The 16844-nt window shown below is 68.3% G+C and carries 18 protein-coding genes and 1 riboswitch; all 18 genes read right to left on the bottom strand.

What is annotated here, in order from left to right; translation table 11 throughout:
• Window positions 1-192 precede the first annotated feature (192 nt).
• The 18 genes from E4680_RS09210 to cobO all read right to left on the bottom strand — a co-directional run bounded on the left by E4680_RS09210 (window position 193) and on the right by cobO (window position 16253).
• Window positions 193-1665, bottom strand: a complete 1473-nt coding sequence (locus E4680_RS09210; protein WP_135282116.1) for a cobyric acid synthase — start codon at window positions 1663-1665, stop codon at window positions 193-195.
• A complete protein-coding gene (gene cobD, locus E4680_RS09205) occupies window positions 1662-2699 on the bottom strand; it encodes a threonine-phosphate decarboxylase CobD (RefSeq protein ID WP_135282115.1) in 1038 nt (345 codons plus the stop codon). The genes E4680_RS09210 and cobD overlap by 4 nt, the downstream gene beginning before the upstream one ends.
• Window positions 2680-3585 (bottom strand): adenosylcobinamide-phosphate synthase CbiB, encoded by a 906-nt coding sequence (cbiB, locus tag E4680_RS09200; RefSeq protein ID WP_135282114.1) that lies wholly within the window; start codon window positions 3583-3585, stop codon window positions 2680-2682. The genes cobD and cbiB overlap by 20 nt, the downstream gene beginning before the upstream one ends.
• Window positions 3582-4388 carry a cobalamin-binding protein gene (locus tag E4680_RS09195; RefSeq protein WP_135282113.1) on the bottom strand — a complete coding sequence of 269 codons (807 nt, stop codon included), beginning with the start codon at window positions 4386-4388 and terminating at the stop codon, window positions 3582-3584. Before E4680_RS09195 ends, cbiB begins: the two co-directional genes overlap by 4 nt.
• Window positions 4385-5116, bottom strand: a complete 732-nt coding sequence (gene bluB / locus E4680_RS09190) for a 5,6-dimethylbenzimidazole synthase (RefSeq protein WP_422666673.1) — start codon at window positions 5114-5116, stop codon at window positions 4385-4387. Before bluB ends, E4680_RS09195 begins: the two co-directional genes overlap by 4 nt.
• 316 nt (window positions 5117-5432) lie before the next feature.
• Window positions 5433-6791, bottom strand: coding sequence for a precorrin-3B C(17)-methyltransferase (cobJ, locus tag E4680_RS09185; RefSeq protein ID WP_135282112.1), 1359 nt, complete (start codon window positions 6789-6791; stop codon window positions 5433-5435).
• Window positions 6788-7189 (bottom strand): cobalamin biosynthesis protein, encoded by a 402-nt coding sequence (locus E4680_RS09180; protein WP_135282111.1) that lies wholly within the window; start codon window positions 7187-7189, stop codon window positions 6788-6790. Before E4680_RS09180 ends, cobJ begins: the two co-directional genes overlap by 4 nt.
• Window positions 7177-7929, bottom strand: a complete 753-nt coding sequence (locus E4680_RS09175; RefSeq protein WP_135282110.1) for a cobalamin biosynthesis central domain-containing protein — start codon at window positions 7927-7929, stop codon at window positions 7177-7179. Before E4680_RS09175 ends, E4680_RS09180 begins: the two co-directional genes overlap by 13 nt.
• Complete coding sequence (cobI, locus tag E4680_RS09170; RefSeq protein WP_135282109.1) at window positions 7926-8705, bottom strand: precorrin-2 C(20)-methyltransferase; 780 nt, start codon at window positions 8703-8705, stop codon at window positions 7926-7928. The genes E4680_RS09175 and cobI overlap by 4 nt, the downstream gene beginning before the upstream one ends.
• A complete protein-coding gene (gene cbiE, locus E4680_RS09165) occupies window positions 8698-10029 on the bottom strand; it encodes a precorrin-6y C5,15-methyltransferase (decarboxylating) subunit CbiE (protein WP_135282108.1) in 1332 nt (443 codons plus the stop codon). Before cbiE ends, cobI begins: the two co-directional genes overlap by 8 nt.
• A complete protein-coding gene (locus E4680_RS09160; RefSeq protein WP_135282107.1) occupies window positions 10016-11128 on the bottom strand; it encodes a cobalt-precorrin-5B (C(1))-methyltransferase in 1113 nt (370 codons plus the stop codon). The genes cbiE and E4680_RS09160 overlap by 14 nt, the downstream gene beginning before the upstream one ends.
• A gap of 19 nt (window positions 11129-11147) precedes the next feature.
• On the bottom strand, window positions 11148-11810 hold the full coding sequence (locus tag E4680_RS09155; protein ID WP_135282106.1) for a precorrin-8X methylmutase: 663 nt from the start codon (window positions 11808-11810) through the stop codon (window positions 11148-11150).
• The gene (locus tag E4680_RS09150) at window positions 11807-12649 is read right to left on the bottom strand and encodes a sirohydrochlorin chelatase (protein WP_135282105.1); all 843 of its coding nucleotides are present in this window, start codon (window positions 12647-12649) and stop codon (window positions 11807-11809) included. The genes E4680_RS09155 and E4680_RS09150 overlap by 4 nt, the downstream gene beginning before the upstream one ends.
• Window positions 12646-13443 carry a precorrin-4 C(11)-methyltransferase gene (cobM, locus tag E4680_RS09145; RefSeq protein WP_135282104.1) on the bottom strand — a complete coding sequence of 266 codons (798 nt, stop codon included), beginning with the start codon at window positions 13441-13443 and terminating at the stop codon, window positions 12646-12648. Before cobM ends, E4680_RS09150 begins: the two co-directional genes overlap by 4 nt.
• A 2-nt stretch (window positions 13444-13445) precedes the next feature.
• Window positions 13446-14156 carry a CbtA family protein gene (locus E4680_RS09140; protein ID WP_205688870.1) on the bottom strand — a complete coding sequence of 237 codons (711 nt, stop codon included), beginning with the start codon at window positions 14154-14156 and terminating at the stop codon, window positions 13446-13448.
• Complete coding sequence (locus E4680_RS09135; RefSeq protein WP_135282103.1) at window positions 14131-14325, bottom strand: CbtB domain-containing protein; 195 nt, start codon at window positions 14323-14325, stop codon at window positions 14131-14133. The genes E4680_RS09140 and E4680_RS09135 overlap by 26 nt, the downstream gene beginning before the upstream one ends.
• Before the next feature lie 3 nt (window positions 14326-14328).
• Window positions 14329-15651, bottom strand: a complete 1323-nt coding sequence (locus E4680_RS09130; protein ID WP_135282102.1) for a cobyrinic acid a,c-diamide synthase CobB — start codon at window positions 15649-15651, stop codon at window positions 14329-14331.
• Window positions 15648-16253 carry a cob(I)yrinic acid a,c-diamide adenosyltransferase gene (gene cobO, locus E4680_RS09125; protein ID WP_135282101.1) on the bottom strand — a complete coding sequence of 202 codons (606 nt, stop codon included), beginning with the start codon at window positions 16251-16253 and terminating at the stop codon, window positions 15648-15650. The genes E4680_RS09130 and cobO overlap by 4 nt, the downstream gene beginning before the upstream one ends.
• A 218-nt stretch (window positions 16254-16471) precedes the next feature.
• A riboswitch (cobalamin riboswitch) is annotated at window positions 16472-16706 on the bottom strand.
• Between the last annotated feature and the right edge of the window lie 138 nt (window positions 16707-16844).

Here is a 16844-nt window from a genome sequence, read left to right as displayed (position 1 = left end):
AGCCGCAGCCTTCCTCGACGGATCGCCCGCGCGACGACCATCCCGTGACCGATTGGTATTGCCGGCGCTGGCGTACGCTCACTCAGCGCGTGCAACGCACGAACCCTACGCACCCGAAAACAGCCTGAATCAGGGCGTTGCCCAGCACGGTTTGCGGCGTCGACGCGCAACACGCGGCGCGGCCATGCGCGGTCAAGCCGATGTCGACAGCAGCAACCTGCGCAACCAATCGGCTTGCAGATGCGCCTCCACGGTCTCGGCCAGCCGGTCGAAGGCCTGCTCGCGCAGCGCCGGATAGTCGAACGGCGCACTGCTTTCCACGCCAGCCCAATCGAGCAGCGTCTGGCAGGCTGACGGGGCATCGAACAGGCCGTGGACATAGGTCCCGAAGATCTGATCGTCCGCGCTTCGGGCGCCATCCGGGCCATGCCCGAGCTGCATCGCGGGATGGCGCAGGGCGGGGCCGGTACTGATGCCGGCATGGATTTCGTAGCCACTCACCGCAGCGCCATCCCAGGCCAGCTCGCCGGTGACATTGCGCAGCTGCTTGTGCGGCGCCAGAGTGGTCTCCATGTCCAATAGCCCAAGGCCGGGGCTGCTGCCCGGTGCGCTTTCCAGGCCATGCGGGTCGTGGATGGCGCGTCCCAGCATCTGAAACCCCCCGCAGATGCCGATCAGCTTGCCGCCGTAACGCAGATGCCGCGCGATGGCCGCATCCCAGCCCTGCGCGCGTAGCCAGTCCAGATCAGTGCGCACACTCTTGGAACCGGGCAGGACGATAAGGTCGCAGGGTTCGATGCGCGCGCCGGGGCCGACGTAGTGCAGGACAACCGACGGATGCAGCCGCAGCGGATCGAAATCGGTGTGGTTGCTGATGCGCGGCAGGGCAGGAACCAGCACCCGTAACCGGTCGTCCACCGTGCCGGCGCGCAAGGCCGACGGCGGCGGCAGCGCATCCTCGGCCTCCAGATGCAGACCCTGCAGGTAGGGCAGCACCCCCAGCACGGGCTTGCCGGTATGGCGTTCTAGCCATTCCAGGCCCGAATCGAGCAGCGCCGGATCACCGCGGAAACGGTTGATCACCAGCCCCGTCACACGCGCGCGCTCCGTCTCGCTGAGCAAGGCCAGCGTACCGACCAGATGAGCAAAGACACCGCCCCGATCGATGTCCGCGATCAGGATCACCGGGCAATCCACGGCTTCGGCGAAACCCATGTTGGCGATATCGCCGGCGCGCAGATTGATCTCGGCGGGTGAACCCGCCCCTTCGACCAACACGAATTCGTGACGCGCCGCGAGGCGGTGATAGGCGTCGAGAACGGCCGCGCGCGCGACGGGTTTGTAATCGTGATATCCGCGCGCATCCATGGTGCCGATCGCCTGACCATGGATGATGACCTGCGCGCCGATATCGGTATTGGGCTTGAGCAGCACCGGATTCATGTCGGTGTGTGGCACCACGCCGCAGGCTTGGGCCTGGACCGCCTGCGCACGGCCGATCTCGCCGCCCTCGACCGTGACCGCGCTGTTGAGCGCCATGTTCTGCGGCTTGAACGGGGCGACACGCACGCCCTGGCGATGCAGCCAGCGACCCAGCGCCGTCACCAGCAGACTCTTGCCGGCATCGGAGGTCGTCCCCTGAATCATCAGCGTGCGTATCGTCATGGCGATCCCGTACCGGTAGGTGTCCCGTGGACGGCGAGGAGCGCCGTCTCGAGCCGCGCCCAGTCGGGTTCGGATCCCGGTAGTCCGAAGCGCAGGCTGGGCGGCTGATCGAAGTAGCGCGTGAGGATCCCCTGGCGCGCCAACGCCGTATGCCGATCGGCCGCCAGTGGGGTGGCCACCCACTGGAACAGATCGCAGCCGCCGGTGGGTGCCAGGCCGTGGCGCACGAGCAGATCGTGCAGCCGGCCCCCATCCGCGGCCAGGCGTTTGCGCATGTCCGCCTGCCAGACCCGATCGGCCAGGGCGGTGCAGGCGACGTGCCGTGCCGGCGTGCTCACGGCCCACGGACCGAGCGCGGCGCTCAACCGGTCCAGCAGGGCCGGCACTGCGCAGACGAAACCCATGCGCAGACCGGCCAGGCCGAAGAACTTGCCCAGCGAGCGCAGCACGATCAGTCCGGTCCGCGCATCCGCGGCGCACAGACTCGTCTCGGGCGTCATGTCCATGAAGGCCTCGTCGACCACCAGCCAGCCGCCGCGCGCGGCAAGCGCGCCATGCCAGTCGAGCAATCGCTCGGGATTGAAGCGCTCGCCGGTCGGGTTGTTCGGTGAAATCAGGACCATGACGTCGCACTGCGCCACCGCGTCCGGCAGCTCGGGAACCGATACCGGTTGCACCCGATGCCCAGCGCGTCGCCAGGCCAGCGCGTGCTCGGCGTAACCGGGAGTCAGCACACCGACCCGGCAGGCCGGACGCAAGCGCGGCAGCATCTGGAGCGCGGCTTGCGACCCCGCCACCGGCAGGATGTGCGCGGCGCCGTAATAGGTACGTGCAGCCGCCACCAGACCATCATCGTCTTCGGGTAGCCGTTGCCAGCATGTGGACGGCAGGGCGGGTACCGGCCAGCCGTGCGGATTGATGCCGGTCGACAGATCGAGCCATCCATCGGGCGCGATGCCGTAGTGCCGGGCCGCGGCAAGAATGCGGCCCCCATGCGCGAGGGCGGCAGTGGATTCAGACCAGCCCGGATTCATGGATCCACGCTACCCCGAACAAGGCCACCAGCCACAGGATGAGCGCCCGGCGCACGAGCTCCTGGGCGCGGCGGATGTCCTGTGGCTGTGCGGCGCGGCCACGGCCCAGCACGCCGCGCTGCTGCAGGCGGCCGTCGTACCATGCCGGTCCCCCGAGGCGAATGCCCAGGCTGCCGGCACCCGCCGCCATCACCGGTCCGGCGTTGGGACTCTTCCAGTGCCGGCCCTGTCGGTGCGCGCAGCGCAGCCCGCTGCAAAAATCGCCCGCGGCGGCGTAGCTGAGCGCGGTCAGACGGGCGGGAAGGTAGTTGAGTCCATCGTCCAGCCGCGCCGCGGCCCAGCCGAAGCGTCCGTAGCGGGCATTGCGATAGCCCCACATGGCATCCAGCGTATTGGCCAGGCGATGCAGCACGACACCGGGTATGCCTGCCAAGGCATACCAGAATATCGATGCGAACAGTGCATCGTTGCCATTTTCGAGCACCGATTCCGCCGTTGCGCCTGCAACCCCCGAGGCGTCGAGTGCGGCGCTGTCGCGGCTGACCAGACGCGCCACGGCCTGCCGGGCGCTGGGCAGATCGCCCGCCCCCAGGGCCGCGTACACAGCCTCGGCATGCGCGCGCAGGCTCTGCGCCCCGATGGCGAGATAGAGCACCAGCACTTCGGCGATCGCCGGGCTGGGCAGGGTGGCGATCGCCGTGGCGAGGAGCAGTCCGGGCAGGAGCAGCAGCGCCACCGCCACGGTTCCTGCCCGCCGCGAATCGGCGTACAGGCGCTGTTCCAGCCACTGCGCCAGATTGCCGAAGCCGACCAGGGGGTGCCACCGGCGCGGTTCGCCCAGTGCGGCATCGAGCAGGAGCGCGGCGAGCACAACCCAGCCGATCACGCGGCAGCCTCGGCCCAGCGCCGGATCAGGGTGTGCAACTGGCGCACGCCATCGGTAAGCGCGGCCGGGCCCGGCTGCAGGATGTCGCAGGACTTGATCTCATGAAGGCGCGCTGCCTGCACCGCCGGGAGGGCGGCCCAACCCGGCCGTGCCGCCACCTGTTCGGGCGCGAAGCGCTTGCCGCACCAGGAACCGATGATCAGATCCGGGGCACGGCGGACCACCTCGCCGGGATCGGCGATGATGCGGCCACGGGCGTCGGGCGATGCGGCGAGCTCCTCGAAGCAGTCGTCACCGCCGGCAAGGCCGATCAGTTCGGAGACCCAGCCAATGCCCGAGATGAGTGGGTCGTTCCATTCTTCGAAATACACCCGCGGCCGACGCGGCAGGGTGGCGGCCGATGTGGCGATCTCGGCCAGCCCGCCGCGCAGCGTCTCGTCGAGACGGGCAGCCTTGTCCGCCGCATCGACCATGGCGCCGACCAGACGGATCATTTCGAGGATGCCGGCGACGGATCGCTGGTTGAAGACATGCACCGCGACCCCGGCGCGGATCAGTTGCGCCGCGATGTCGGCCTGAAGGTCGGAAAAGCCCAACACCAGATCGGGTTCGAGGGCGAGAATCCGATCGATCCGGGCGCTGGTAAAGGCCGAGACTTTCGGCTTCTCGCGGCGTGCCTGTGGCGGGCGCACAGTGAAGCCCGAGATGCCGACGATGCGTGCCTGCGCCCCGAGCAGGTAGAGCGTTTCGGTGGTCTCTTCGGTCAGGCAGACGATGCGCCGGGCACCGCGCGGGCTGCTCACGACGTGCCCGCCATGCCGGCCTGTGCATCGACATTTCCGGAGATCGCCGGGTCGGGCTGGGCCCAGCGATCGGCGAACACCATCGCGGACAGCGGTTGCGCCGGCCGCCAGTTTTCCTGCACCAGCATGGGCTCGGGATAGAAGGATGCCACTGGCCCCAGGCACAGGATCGCCATCGGACGGGCCGCTTCGGGGAGTTCCAGCAACGCCGACAACGCGGCTGGATCGAACATCGAGACCCAGCCCATGCCCAGATTTTCGGCGCGCGCGGCCAGCCATAGATTCTGGATGGCGCAGGCGGCCGAGGCCAGATCCATTTCCGGCAAGGTACGTCGACCGAAAACCGTGCCGTCGTCGGGCGCCAGGGCGACCACCAGCAGTTCCGCGCACTCGCGCACGCCGTCCACCTTCAGCCGCAGAAATTCGGCGGCGCGGGATCCCAAGATATGCGACGTCGCGGTGCGCTCGGCCTCGACCAGGGTCGCGATGCGTCCGCGCAGGCCGGCATCGGTGATGCGGATGAAGCGCCACGGCTGCATGAGTCCAACCGATGGCGCCTGATGAGCAGCCGAGAGCAGGCGCGCAAGCGTCGCTTCGCTCACGCGGCTGCCCGCCACGAAATGGCGCATGTCGCGGCGCTCGGCGATGACGCGGTAGACCGCATCCCGATCGGCGGCCGAGAAATCCGCCACGCGCGCGTGGCCATCCGGACCGCGGTGGTAGATCAGATCCGCCACCGGCACGCCACCGACGAGGTGCTCGGCGATGATGCGGTCAAGATTGGCCTCGGTGACATCGCAATACCAGATGCCGTCCGGCTGGACACAGACGATGGGGCCCGATTTGCAGGTGGCGAAGCAATGCGTGCGGGTCCGCTTGACGCGCAACGCACCCTTGTCGAGGCCAGCGGCCTTGAATTTCTCGCCCAGCTGGTCAAACAGGCGTTGCGATTGCCCATCCTGGGTGCAGCGCGGTCCGACGCAGACCAGCAGATGGCGGGCGTAGGGGCCCATGCGAGGTTTGTCGATCGGGGTCTGTTCCGGTTCAGCCATGCGCCAGCAACTCCATTTCGGTGGGGTGGGTGAGGGTGCGCCAGTCCTGATCGAAGCGCTGCGCCGCCTGCGGATCGATGTCCTGGTCATCCGCGTCCAGAGACAGCGTGAACACGCCCGCCCCCGCGGCATCGACGCCGTACACGCTGCGCCGCTGTTCACCGCAGCGGGCAAACCAGATCCGGTGGATGCGGGTCAGGTCGATGTGCATGCGCAACTGCGCGGTGACGAGTTCCATCTGTTCTCCGGAGGTGTACAGGTCATCCCCCGCGCACTGCAGCTCGCCCGCGATGCCCGATTCGTGGTGCATGGCGAGGCGCAGGCGGCCCCAGCGGCGCGCCGCCTCCAGCACGGCGATTTCGGTCCCGGGACGCGCGCCGGCAGCCACGTAGCCGCCGGCCGGATCGGTCGCCGAGGCACCGCCGATGGCCGAGAGGACCTCTCCTATGGACACATCGAACGCCTGCGCCGTCGCCGACAGCGAGGACGATGGCATCGCGCTCAGATAGGCCCGGACGCACGCCGGCCATCCGTCGAGCCCCATGCTCAGCGAACGCCCGGCCCGTTCGCCGGATTTCAGCGCGCCGGTGATCCCGTCGTACTTGTTGGCATAGCCGCGCGGTGTGATCATCAGCCCCGCCTGGCGGTAGGTGCTGCGATTGCCGATCAGCACCGTGGACAGCATGCCGATCTCGCAGTCGGCCATGTCCGCCAGACGCGTGGCCTGGATCGACTGTTTCGGGCGGTAGGCTGACTTGACCACGGCGACCGGGGTATCCGGCGCGCGATGGCGGAGCAGGATACGCTGTGCCTCGACGATTTGTCCCGTGCGTCGGCCACTCTTGGGGTTGTAGAGCGCCACGACAAAATCGGCGCGCGCGGCCGCCTCGAGCCGCCGCGCGATGACCGGCCAGGGCGTGAGCAGGTCGGAGAGCGAGATGGCGCAGAAATCATGGGTCAGGGGAGCGCCCACCAGCGCGGCGCAGGCCGACAGGGCGGTTGCCCCCGGAACGACCTCGACCTCGATGTCGCTGTCCGGATGCCACCCGGCCTGCAGCAGGACTTCGTAGGTGGGACCGGCCATGCCGTAGATGCCGATGTCGCCGGAGGAGATCAGCGCGACGGTACGGCCCTCCCGCGCGTGGGCATGAGCCTCGACACAACGATCGATTTCTTCGGTCATGCCCTTGCGGATCACCCGCTTGCCGGACAGCAGGGGTGTGACCAACTTGATGTAGGTGGCGTAGCCGATCACCACATCGGAAGCGGCGATGGCCTCGCGCGCCCGCTGGGTCATGTGCGCTTCGGCGCCCGGGCCGAAACCGACCAGAAAAATCCTGCCCTTGCTCATGCCGATGTCCTCCTGGCAATGGAAACCGTGGCGTGCTTGCCATCGGTGCCCCGGTGTTTGTGCTTTTCGAGAACGAGCGCCTCGATGCCAGCGCCTGCCGCGAGCAAGGCAGCCGCTTCCGCCACTGATGGCGTGCCCATGTGGCGCCGCACTGTTTCCGAAGGACTGGGTACGGCCACGACCGCCAGCGCCGCGGCGCTAAAGAAATGCAGCGTCCAGCCGCGCTCGGCGGCCAGTGCGAGAATCGCGCCCTCATCGCGTTTCCGGTCGATGGTGGCGACCGCATCGACCGCGGTGGATTCGAGGCCGGCCAACGCCAGCGCCTGATCCACCGCCGCGCGCACGGTGCCGATCGCAGCGTCCCGGTCGCAGCCCAACCCGACGATCACCTGGCGCACGCCGGCTCCTGCGGTGGCCGGTAGACCACCAGCCGCTCCGCCAGCTGCTGCCAGAGCGTCGGATCAATGTTGCGGTGCGTCACCCACAGCACGGCGCGAAAGCGCTCCAGCACCACCGCCTCGAACCGGTCGAAACACACGATGTTGGCGGGCAACGGCGTCTGGCGCGTCCACCAGTTGCGCGCGCCGGCCTCCTGGACGAAGGCGATCGGCTCCCCATTGACGACATGGGCGGAAACCCGGGTCACATTGATTTTGGGCGCCTCCAGCCGCCAGCCGAGCTCGCGCCCGAGAATATCGACCGGAATGGTGGCCCCCACATCTGATGCCGTGGTCAGGACCACCGTGGCGCCCAGCCGGTCGGCGAGCTGCTCGGCATAGGCATTGGCGCCGCCGACGTGGCCGGACAAGACGGGAATGACGAATTGCGCGGCATCGTCCACCACCAGCACGCCCGGATCCTCGTCTTTGGACTTGAGATGCGGCGCGATCAGGCGCACCACCGCGCCCAGGGAAATGAAGAACACGATCTGGTCATAGCGCGTGAACAGGCCGCCGATCTGTGCACTCAGGGCACCGGCGTAGACCTGCACGCAATGGGGCAGGTCGGCCATGGTGGCCGCGAACTTTTCCGGGACCACGACTTCCGCCTGGGGCAGAGCGGGCGCGAGCCGGACGAGCTGGGCTGCGCCGTGGCGGGTGATGGCGACGAGAGCGACGCGGGGTGGATCGACATTCATGGGGGAGGCTCCGGGGTGGAGGATTTCCGGCGGCAGCCCCGCACCATGGGACCGCGCGCCCGGTACGGATTGCGCACCAGCAGCAATGACAGATAGTTCACCTCGGTATTGCACAGCCGCGTCACGTCGCAGACCGTACGTTCCTCGGGCGTGCCGATCTTTTCGATGAACCGGGTGTGCGCCAACAGCCCGCGCCGCGACAGCAGTGCGATGAGCGGATCGAGCAGCGGCTTGACCTTGAGCAGTACGAGGGTGTCGAACCCATCGAGTAGTGCTTCGACGGTGTCGATGCCGTAGGCCGCCGGAACGATGGCAATGGCCTCGTCGGTATCGGCCAGCGGCATGCCCAGCCGGGCCGCGGCGGCGTGATAGGCGCTCACTCCCGGAACCGTCACGATGCGTGCTGCCGGCTCGAGCGCGGCCAGCGTGCGGGCCAGATGGCCGAAGGTGGAATAGGTCGAGGCGTCGCCTTCCACCAGAAAACAGACATCCCGTCCGACGGCCAGATGCGCCTGCACCGTGTAAGCCGCGGCAAGCCAATAGCGGGTCAGACGTGTGGCATCGTGGGTCATGGGAAACTGCAGCGCGGTGGCGTCCGGCGGTACCGCGAGTCCGGCGCGCCGGACGATGTCCAGCGCATAGCTGGCGCCGCCTTTGCGGCGCACCGGGTAGGCCCACAGGGCTTCGCCGTGCAGCAGTGTCCAGGCGCGGCGGGTGATGAGTGCCGGATCGCCGGGACCGAGGGACAGACCATAGAGCGTGCCCGGTTCAGTCATCGGTCGCTCCGGGTGTGGCGCACACGACCCATACCGGGTTCTCGGCGGCGAGGCGGTGCATGTCGAGCAAAGGGCGGCTGCGTGCGGCCTGCAGTTGCGTGATGTCCCACACTGCGCCCAATGCCTTCAGCGTGGCCAGTGCGGCGCCGAGGTTTTCGAAGGTGACGAAGCTCATCACCAGAACACCATCCGGCTTCAGACGCATCAGCGCGATGCGGATGAGCGTGTCCAGTTCGCCGCCCGAGCCGCCGATGAAGACAGCGTCGGGCGCAGGCCAGTGCGCCATGCCTTGCGGCGCCTTGGCGTGAGCCAGGGCGTAGTTGTGCACACCCAGCCGCGCGCCGTTGCGGGCGGCGATAACGGCATCCTCGGCGTTCTTCTCGATGGCATAGACATAGCCGTCCGGGCAGAGCTGCGCCGCCTCCAGACCCACACTCCCGGAGCCCGCACCGATGTCCCAGACGATGCTGTCGGTGCGCAGCTGCAAGCGCGCGAGCACCAGCGCGCGCACTTCACGTTTGGTGATCAGCCCCTTGTCCGGCTGGCGCGGCTGATAGGACTCATCGGGCAGACCAAACCGTACCGGTCGCGGCCGTGGCGTGGCGCGCCAGAGCAGCACGACGTTCGGGTCTGCGAAGCGCATCTGCGCCGCCTCGGCAATGGTGCAGTCGGCGCGCACGCGCTCTCCGGCCTGCAGCAGCCGCTCGGCGACCGCCATGTGCCAGTCCGCGTCGACCCCCGCGGCCACCAGCATGCGGGCAATCCGGTCCGGGCCGTTGTCGGGGCTGGTGAAAATGGCCAGCCTTTCGGCCTGTTCCAGGGCATGCCGTAGCGGGTAGAGGCCGTGGTCCGGATCGGCATCGGGCAACCATTCCCCGCAATCGCGGCCGTGCACCGAGACGATCTTCAGGTCGTGCCACGGCAGCCCCAACCGCGCGCAGGCCAGTTGCACCGTGGACACATTCGGTAGCACCTCGCACGCATCGATGCACAGATGCGCCTGCAGGTACGCGGCGATGCCATGGCACAGTGGATCGCCCGTCGCCAGCACGACGACGCGCCGTCCTTCGCCCAGCGCCGAGCGAATCCACATCGGCACCGCGCGCAGCCGGCCGGTCAGGTCGCGCCGCTCGGCCTGTGCGGGCAGGTGCCCGGCGAACAGCGCCAGCGTGCGCGCCGCGCCGATCACCAGATCCGCATGCGCCAGATGATCCAGTGCCCGCGCGCCCAGGCTGGCAGGGCCGTCGTCCAGCACGCCGATGATGCGGCAACGGGGGTGCGGTTCGGGGCCGGGCGGGCAAGCCCGATGTTCAGCAGCGTCCATCATGGTATTCCTCGGCCATCTTGTGGCCGTCGAAGTCACAGACCAGAACCCGCAGGGTGAATCGCCTGGGGTAGCGCCCGACGAGCGTGTCGATCACGGCGCAGGCCAAAGCGTGGTGAAAGGCTGCCGCCAGGCCCAGTTCAGCCATGCGCTCGGCGGCATAACGCGCCGTTTCCGCCGCCCGGATGTCTGCGCAGACGGCTGCCGGCGCGCCGCAGCCTGCGGCGAGTCCGGCCAGTAGATTCATGTCCACCTCGGCGCGTCCGGCGTGAGTGATGGTTTCGCCCTGGGCCATCTTGGTGAGCTTGCCGACCATGCCGCCGATCACCACGTGCCGGATGCCGGTGCGGACCGCCGTGTCGAGGGCATAGCGCAGAAAGTCCCCCATCTGGACAAAACAGGCTGGTGCCAAATCAGGCAGTTCCTGAATGACGAACTTCTCCGTGCGGCCACCCGTGGTCAGCACCACGGTATCCTGTCCCTGCGCCACCGCCACCTCGACGCCCTGGATCACGCTGGCGCGAAACGCGGCCGTGGAGTAGGGGCGTACGATGCCGGTGGTGCCGAGGATGGAGATACCCCCGACGATGCCGAGACGGGCGTTCAGGGTCTTGCGCGCCATGGCCTCACCTTCGGGAACCGAGAGCGTCACCTCCAGGCCGAGGATGCGCAGCAGATCGCCGGCCGCGATGCGAACGTTGGATTCGATGTTGCGGCGCGGCACGGGATTGATCGCCGCCTCACCGACCGGCAGGCCCAGCCCAGGCAGTGTGACGACGCCGATGCCAGGGCCGCCCTTGAGCCATACCTCGCCCGGCGCTGCGGGGAGGGGACCCACCGCAGCGGTGAGGTGGGCGCCGTGGGTACAGTCCGGATCATCACCGGCATCCTTGACGACCACGGCCCGGGCGATGCCGCCTTCGAAGCCGCCCTCGCAGACGGGAAAGCGCACCTCCTCGCCATTGGGCAGCAGACACTCCACCGTCTCGGGCACGACCCCGCGCATCAGCCCCAGGGTCGCCGCCCTTGCCGCAGCGGCGCTGCACGCGCCAGTGGTGAAACCGGTGCGCGTCCCTCGGGTTCGGGTCTTGGACATCATGCCGCGCCGCCTCGCCGTCTCACGCCGACTGCTGCGACTCGGCCAGCGCCAGCAGCGCATGGATGGCCGCAACCACCAGCGTCGAGCCGCCCTTGCGGCCGTCGATGACAATCCAGGGCACTCGCTCGAGCTGGGCAAGCGTGGCCTTGGACTCCGCTGCCGATACGAAACCCACCGGCATGCCGATGACCAGCGCGGGGCGCAGCGCATGCACCTCGATCAGACGCACCACCTCGAGCAGGGCGGTGGGCGCATTGCCAACCGCGATGATGCCGTCCTCGAGCAGCCCTCGCCGATGGGCGCAGCGCATGGCCTGCACTGCGCGGGTGGTGTTTGCGCTGCGCGCCTGGTCGATGACTTCCGGCGCCGCGATGAACTGGTGCAGAGCCACGCCGAAATGGGCCAGACGCGGCGCCGACAGTCCGGCGAGGATCATCTCGACATCGGCCACCAGGGGCCGGCCGGCGAGAATGGCCGCAACGCCTGCGGCGACCGCCTGAGGATGAAAGCGCGTCAGGCCGTTGAATTCGAAATCGGCGGTGGCGTGAATCATGCGCCGCACGATCGGCCACTCGGCGGCGCTGTAGGTGTGCGCACCGGCTTCGCGATCGACGATGGCGAAGGAATCGTGCTCGATCTGCCGGCCGGCCGGGGTCAGCTGCTCGGTGATGGTATTGGTCACGGCATCGCCACCGCATGCGAATGATGACCGTGGCCGTGCGTGTGGGCGAATTCACGGTACTTGCAGCCGTCGCAGGGCATGCGCGTGGTCTCGCAGCCCGCCTCGGCGACGCGCAGGGTGAGCAGGTCGAAGATTTCCGCCTCGAAACCGAAATGCACGCCACAGGCAATGCGCAGGTGCGGGTACTGCCGTTGCAGATGGGCCACCTGCCGCTCGATGCGCTGCATCAGCGTTCCGGTAAAGAGGTAGTAGGGCAGGACGATGAGCTGCATCATGCCCAGCTGCGCGTGACGCTGGACGACCCGCTCCAGGCGTGGATGGGTGATGCCGGTAAAGGCGGTGTCGACCAGTTCATGGTCGCTGGACTCCTGCAGCCAGCGCGCCATCTTGGCGACCTCGCCGTTGGCCATGCGGTCCGAAGCCCCCCGGCCGAGCAGGATCACGCCGGTGGTGCGGGGGTCGGGCATGTCCAGCTCGTGCATGGCGGTGCGCAGCTGTCGCTTCAGGATCGCCAGGATGGGATCGCAGGCATCCAGATGCGGCGCGTAGACGAACTCGGTTTCGGGATGGTTGCGGCGCGCCGCCTCGATGTGTTCCGGGATCTCCATCTTCACGTGGCCAGCGGCATTGAGGATGAGCGGGACGACCACCACCCGTCGGGCCCGCCGTGCTGCCCGCGCCAGGCCCTCGGCGATGAGCACCTCGGCAAATTCGATGAAGCACACCTCGATCGTCCAGTCGGGCTGCTGCTGTCGCCAGATCTGGGCAAACATCTCGATCTCGTGGTTGCCCGCCGGCTCGCGCGAGCCGTGACCAATGAGCAGGATGACGTCATTCATGGCTTGTCCTCGACCGGTGGTGTTGCGCCGCGGCGGAAGCGATGGGTGAAGGTGGGGTCGTAAAGCCGGGATTTGGCGACCACCGGCCAGTGGCGCGCGCCCAGTGCCGGACTGGCGATGATCATGGCCTGACTGTTGATTCGGGCGGTGCGACAGCGCTCGCGGATATCGGCGAGTGTGCCCCGGATGATCCGTTCCTCCCCGGGCCAGCTCGCCTTGTGCACCACCAGCACCGGCGCATCGTCCGGCCAACCGGCATCGCGCAATTCATCCTGCACCGTCTTGAGCAGGGTGATGGACAGAAACAGGCACAGCGTGCAGCGATGGCGCGCCAGCTCGGCGAGCGACTCGCCGGCGGGCATGGGGGTGCGTCCGGCGACACGGGTCAGGATCACCGTCTGAGTGATCTCCGGCAGTGTCAGGCTTTCCACCGCGCTGGCCGCCGCCGCCATCGCCGAGGAAATGCCCGGAACGACGGCAATATCGATGCCCGCCGCATCCAGCGGTTGCGCCAGCTCGATCAGGGTGCCGTAAAGACTCGGATCGCCGGTCTGCAGACGCACCACAACTGCGTGGCGCTGCGCTTGTCCGATCAGCCAGGCGCTGATTTCTTCCAGCGTCATGGTCTTCGAATCGGCCACCGCGCAACCGGGCGGCGCCCAACGCAAGGCCGCCTCGGACACCAGCGAGCCGGCATAGAGAATCGCGCCGGCGGAGGCAATCAGATCCCGCCCCTTGACCGTGATCAGGTCGGGATCACCCGGTCCGGCGCCGACGAACCACACCGTACCCATGCTCAAGGGCTCCAGCGCTGGTCGAGCAGGCCGAACGTGCCGCCCAACACGAGCCAGAACAGGGCATTGGTCACGGCTGTGGCGACGATGAAGGCGTGCGTCAGATTGGGCGGCACGGTACCGAGGGCGCGCGCCGCCTCGGGTGCGCCCATCAGGTGAGGCGCGAGGATCAGCACCAGGCCGAAGCCCCGGATCAACGGGCTCGCGGCGAACCCGATCATCGCAAGACCCGAGGCGGCCCCGCCCACGGCCAGCAGCCATCCTTGCTGGCGTGCCGCCAATTCGGCGGTTTGCGCGCCGGGCAGCTCGGGCGGCAGGCCGATGGCCGGCGCCACGAAGAACACGGCATAGCCCAGAATCCCCCAGAACAGGCCTGAGCGCCCGTCAAGCCGGACGCCGCGCAGCGTCGTTGCGGCCGCCAGCAGCATGGCAAAACCGCAGGCCATCACCAGGTTGGCCATGGCGGTCTGCACGGCGCGCAGAGCGCTGCCGGCGCGAGAATCATGCCCCCCCGCAGGGCCGTCCATCCCCTGCGGATGGGCGCCGTGCTCATAGCGCTCGGCTTCGAGAATCAGCGGCACGACCCGGACCTGCTGCACGGCCGTGAGCAGCGTTCCGGCTATGATGGCCGCTGTCAGCGCGATCAGCAGGCGATGTCGAAATCCGGCGGCGTGCATCGGCTGACGCTCAATGGCAGGGGAAGACAACGGCATGACGCGTATCGTGCGCAGCGTTGTGCAGGCTGGGCGATGCGGCAAAGCCGGCCAGATAAAGCAGCGCGCCGCCGAGCAGGGCAAAGACGACTGCGGGCACCATCCTGGCCGCGACGGTTTGTGGTGCAGCGATCGGGGTTTGTGGAGCGCTCGCGGGTAGGGTGGGCATGGGTCAATCCTCGGGGTTGAAGGTGGACAGCGCAGGCGCGAACAGCCGCGCGGTGGCCAAGGGGTTGGCGGGAAAATAGGCATGCAGGTAAGCAGCGGTCAGGCGTCCCAACCGGTAGACCGGCTCGCCCCGCTGGCCGGCGCGCGCGCCCTCGCTCCAAGCGATGGGATCGAGCGGGCTTTCGAAGCGCGAGTAGTGAAAGCTGTGGCCACGCAGCGCGCCTTCGGGCAGCGCGACGCCATGCAACCCGATGTTGGCCAACCGTTCACCCATGACCCCGTGACCGGGCAGGATGCTGACCATGGCGGCGCGGGTGCCGGCACGGTCGGTCAGCGAGTCGGCCAGATAGAGCATGCCGCCACACTCGGCGACGATCGGCCTGCCCGCTGCGTGATGGGCGCGAATCGCGCCGTGGAGAGTGCGGTTGGCGGACAACGCGTTCAGATGCAGCTCGGGGTAACCGCCGGGCAGGTAGAGCGCATCGCTGTTCGCCGGCAAATCGCCATCCACCAGGGGCGAAAAGAATACGGGTTCCGCGCCCAGGGCGCGCAGCAGATCGACATTGGCGCGATAGAGGAAGGCAAATGCCGCATCGCGCGCGATGGCGATGCGCACGCCCGCAAGCGGCCGGTCAGGCAGCGGCGCGACGGCGGGCGCGCTGAAGCAGACGGCTGGCGGCAGGTCGGCCGTCATTCCGTTCAAGGCCAGGGCAGCGCGATCGATGCGCATGTCCAGATCCCCGATTTCGCCGGGCTGAACCAAGCCCAGATGCCGTTCCGGCAGGGCGATGTCGGGATCACGGGGCAGCCAGCCCAGCGTCGGCAGATGGGCGGGCAGGCTCTCGGTCAGCATGGCGTGATGCCGTTCGCCGGCGACCCGATTGGCGAAAATGCCGGCAAAAGGCAGCTCGGGTCGGTAGCTGGCGAGGCCGTGTGCGATGGCGCCAAAGGTCTGCGCCATGGCCGAGGCATCGATCACCGCGAGGATCGGAATACCGAACAGGGCAGCGAGATCGGCGCTGGAAGGCTGCCCGTCGAACAGGCCCATCACCCCCTCGATCAGGATGAGGTCGGCCTCGCCCGCGGCCTCGAACAGCAGCGTCCGACAATGCGCCTCGCCACCCATCCACAGGTCGAGCGCGTAGACCGGCGCGCCGGATGCACGTTCCAGAATCATCGGGTCGAGAAAATCCGGGCCGGTCTTGAAGACACGCACGTGCCGGCCGCACGCCCGCTGCGCGCGCGCCAGCGCGGCCGTGACGGTGGTTTTTCCCTGGCCCGAGGCGGGGGCGGCCACGAGCAGGGCGGGGCAGCGGCGTTCGCTCACAGGTCCACCCCTTTCTGGGCGCGCACCCCGGCCCGGAACGCGTGCTTCACATCGCGCAGTTCGGTGACGGTATCGGCCGCCTCGCGCAATGCCTGGGGTGCGCCGCGGCCGGTGATGACGACATGTTGCAGGGGCGGCCGGGCCGCGAGATCGGCCAGCACGGTCTCGAGCGGCAGCCAGCCGTAACGAATGGGGTAGGTGAGCTCGTCGAGCACCACCAACCCCAGCGCGGGATCGTGCAGCATGTCCCGCGCAACCGCCCAGCCGAGCCGCGCCGTTTCGGTGTCGCGCTTGAGGTTCCGGGTTTCCCAGGTGAATCCTTCGCCCAGCAGTTCCCAGCGCACGCCGGGATGGTTCTGGAAAAACGCCTGTTCGCCGGTATCGGTGCGGCCCTTGATGAATTGCGCGACGCCGACGGTGAGGCCGTGCCCCAGCGCGCGCGCCACCATGCCGAAGGCTGAGCTGGACTTGCCTTTGCCCGGCCCGGTCAGCACCAGCAGCAGGCCCTGATCGCGGTCCGCGCGGGCGATGCCGGCATCCACGACCGCCTTTTTACGCGCCATCCGGTCCTGGTGGCGCTGTTCGGCATCCGCAGCGCTCATCGCCGGGCGGCACGCAGCAGGCAGGCAGGGGACGGGAAGCGATCGCGGTACATTGGCGCAGGCAACGCCGACCCGCTCGGGGACAGATTGGTCATGTCGGTTTCCTCCAGGCGTGCTCACCCGCACGCGGTTCGCCGGACTGCGGGACAAGGCGGAGGAAACGAACAGACGCAGGACGGTCTCGCAGACCGGCACGCCGCACGCATCGCCCTCCGCAATGCCCTTGATGGCTTCAGGCCGGTCTCCGGGCTTGCGAGCAGATCCCCGAGGATCCGGACGGATCGCCTTCCCGCGCCGAAAGCGCAGTGGCAGCTGTGATCCGTCTTGACTCGCCTACCGTTGCGGGGGCAGCGCCGGACTGGTTCGGATCCGCAAGAGATCCTGAACGCACCGGCTTCCCGTTTCATCCCGTGGGCGGAACGCCCGTGGGACACCTGAAGCGGACTTCATCATAAGCGCGGGCCGGCCGGCGGAGCAAGGCTCGGGCGCAAAGTCCACTGGAGGGGCGGGCACATCGAAGCGCGCGTATCCGGGGTGAAACCCCGGCCCCATCCCAGGGCATGATCGTCTTGAGATTGGCGGGAAGCTGTG

This window comes from Candidatus Macondimonas diazotrophica (assembly GCF_004684205.1).
Lineage (GTDB): Bacteria > Pseudomonadota > Gammaproteobacteria > UBA5335 > UBA5335 > Macondimonas > Macondimonas diazotrophica.
Note: the sequence above shows the minus strand (reverse complement) of the source record. Positions and strands in the feature narration are given on the sequence as shown.

What these genes read in the sequence shown, in the direction of transcription:
- cbiE (WP_135282108.1), bottom strand. Translation starts at nt 10,029, where the DNA reads ATGGACGCTGCTGAACATCGGGCTTGCCCGCCCGGCCCCGAACCGCAC.
- E4680_RS09140 (WP_205688870.1), bottom strand. Translation starts at nt 14,156, where the DNA reads ATGCCGTTGTCTTCCCCTGCCATTGAGCGTCAGCCGATGCACGCCGCC.
- E4680_RS09160 (WP_135282107.1), bottom strand. Translation starts at nt 11,128, where the DNA reads ATGATGTCCAAGACCCGAACCCGAGGGACGCGCACCGGTTTCACCACT.
- cobI (WP_135282109.1), bottom strand. Translation starts at nt 8,705, where the DNA reads ATGACTGAACCGGGCACGCTCTATGGTCTGTCCCTCGGTCCCGGCGAT.
- cobJ (WP_135282112.1), bottom strand. Translation starts at nt 6,791, where the DNA reads ATGAGCAAGGGCAGGATTTTTCTGGTCGGTTTCGGCCCGGGCGCCGAA.
- E4680_RS09150 (WP_135282105.1), bottom strand. Translation starts at nt 12,649, where the DNA reads ATGAATGACGTCATCCTGCTCATTGGTCACGGCTCGCGCGAGCCGGCG.
- E4680_RS09135 (WP_135282103.1), bottom strand. Translation starts at nt 14,325, where the DNA reads ATGCCCACCCTACCCGCGAGCGCTCCACAAACCCCGATCGCTGCACCA.
- cobO (WP_135282101.1), bottom strand. Translation starts at nt 16,253, where the DNA reads ATGAGCGCTGCGGATGCCGAACAGCGCCACCAGGACCGGATGGCGCGT.
- cobD (WP_135282115.1), bottom strand. Translation starts at nt 2,699, where the DNA reads ATGAATCCGGGCTGGTCTGAATCCACTGCCGCCCTCGCGCATGGGGGC.
- cobM (WP_135282104.1), bottom strand. Translation starts at nt 13,443, where the DNA reads ATGGGTACGGTGTGGTTCGTCGGCGCCGGACCGGGTGATCCCGACCTG.
- E4680_RS09175 (WP_135282110.1), bottom strand. Translation starts at nt 7,929, where the DNA reads ATGAATGTCGATCCACCCCGCGTCGCTCTCGTCGCCATCACCCGCCAC.
- E4680_RS09210 (WP_135282116.1), bottom strand. Translation starts at nt 1,665, where the DNA reads ATGACGATACGCACGCTGATGATTCAGGGGACGACCTCCGATGCCGGC.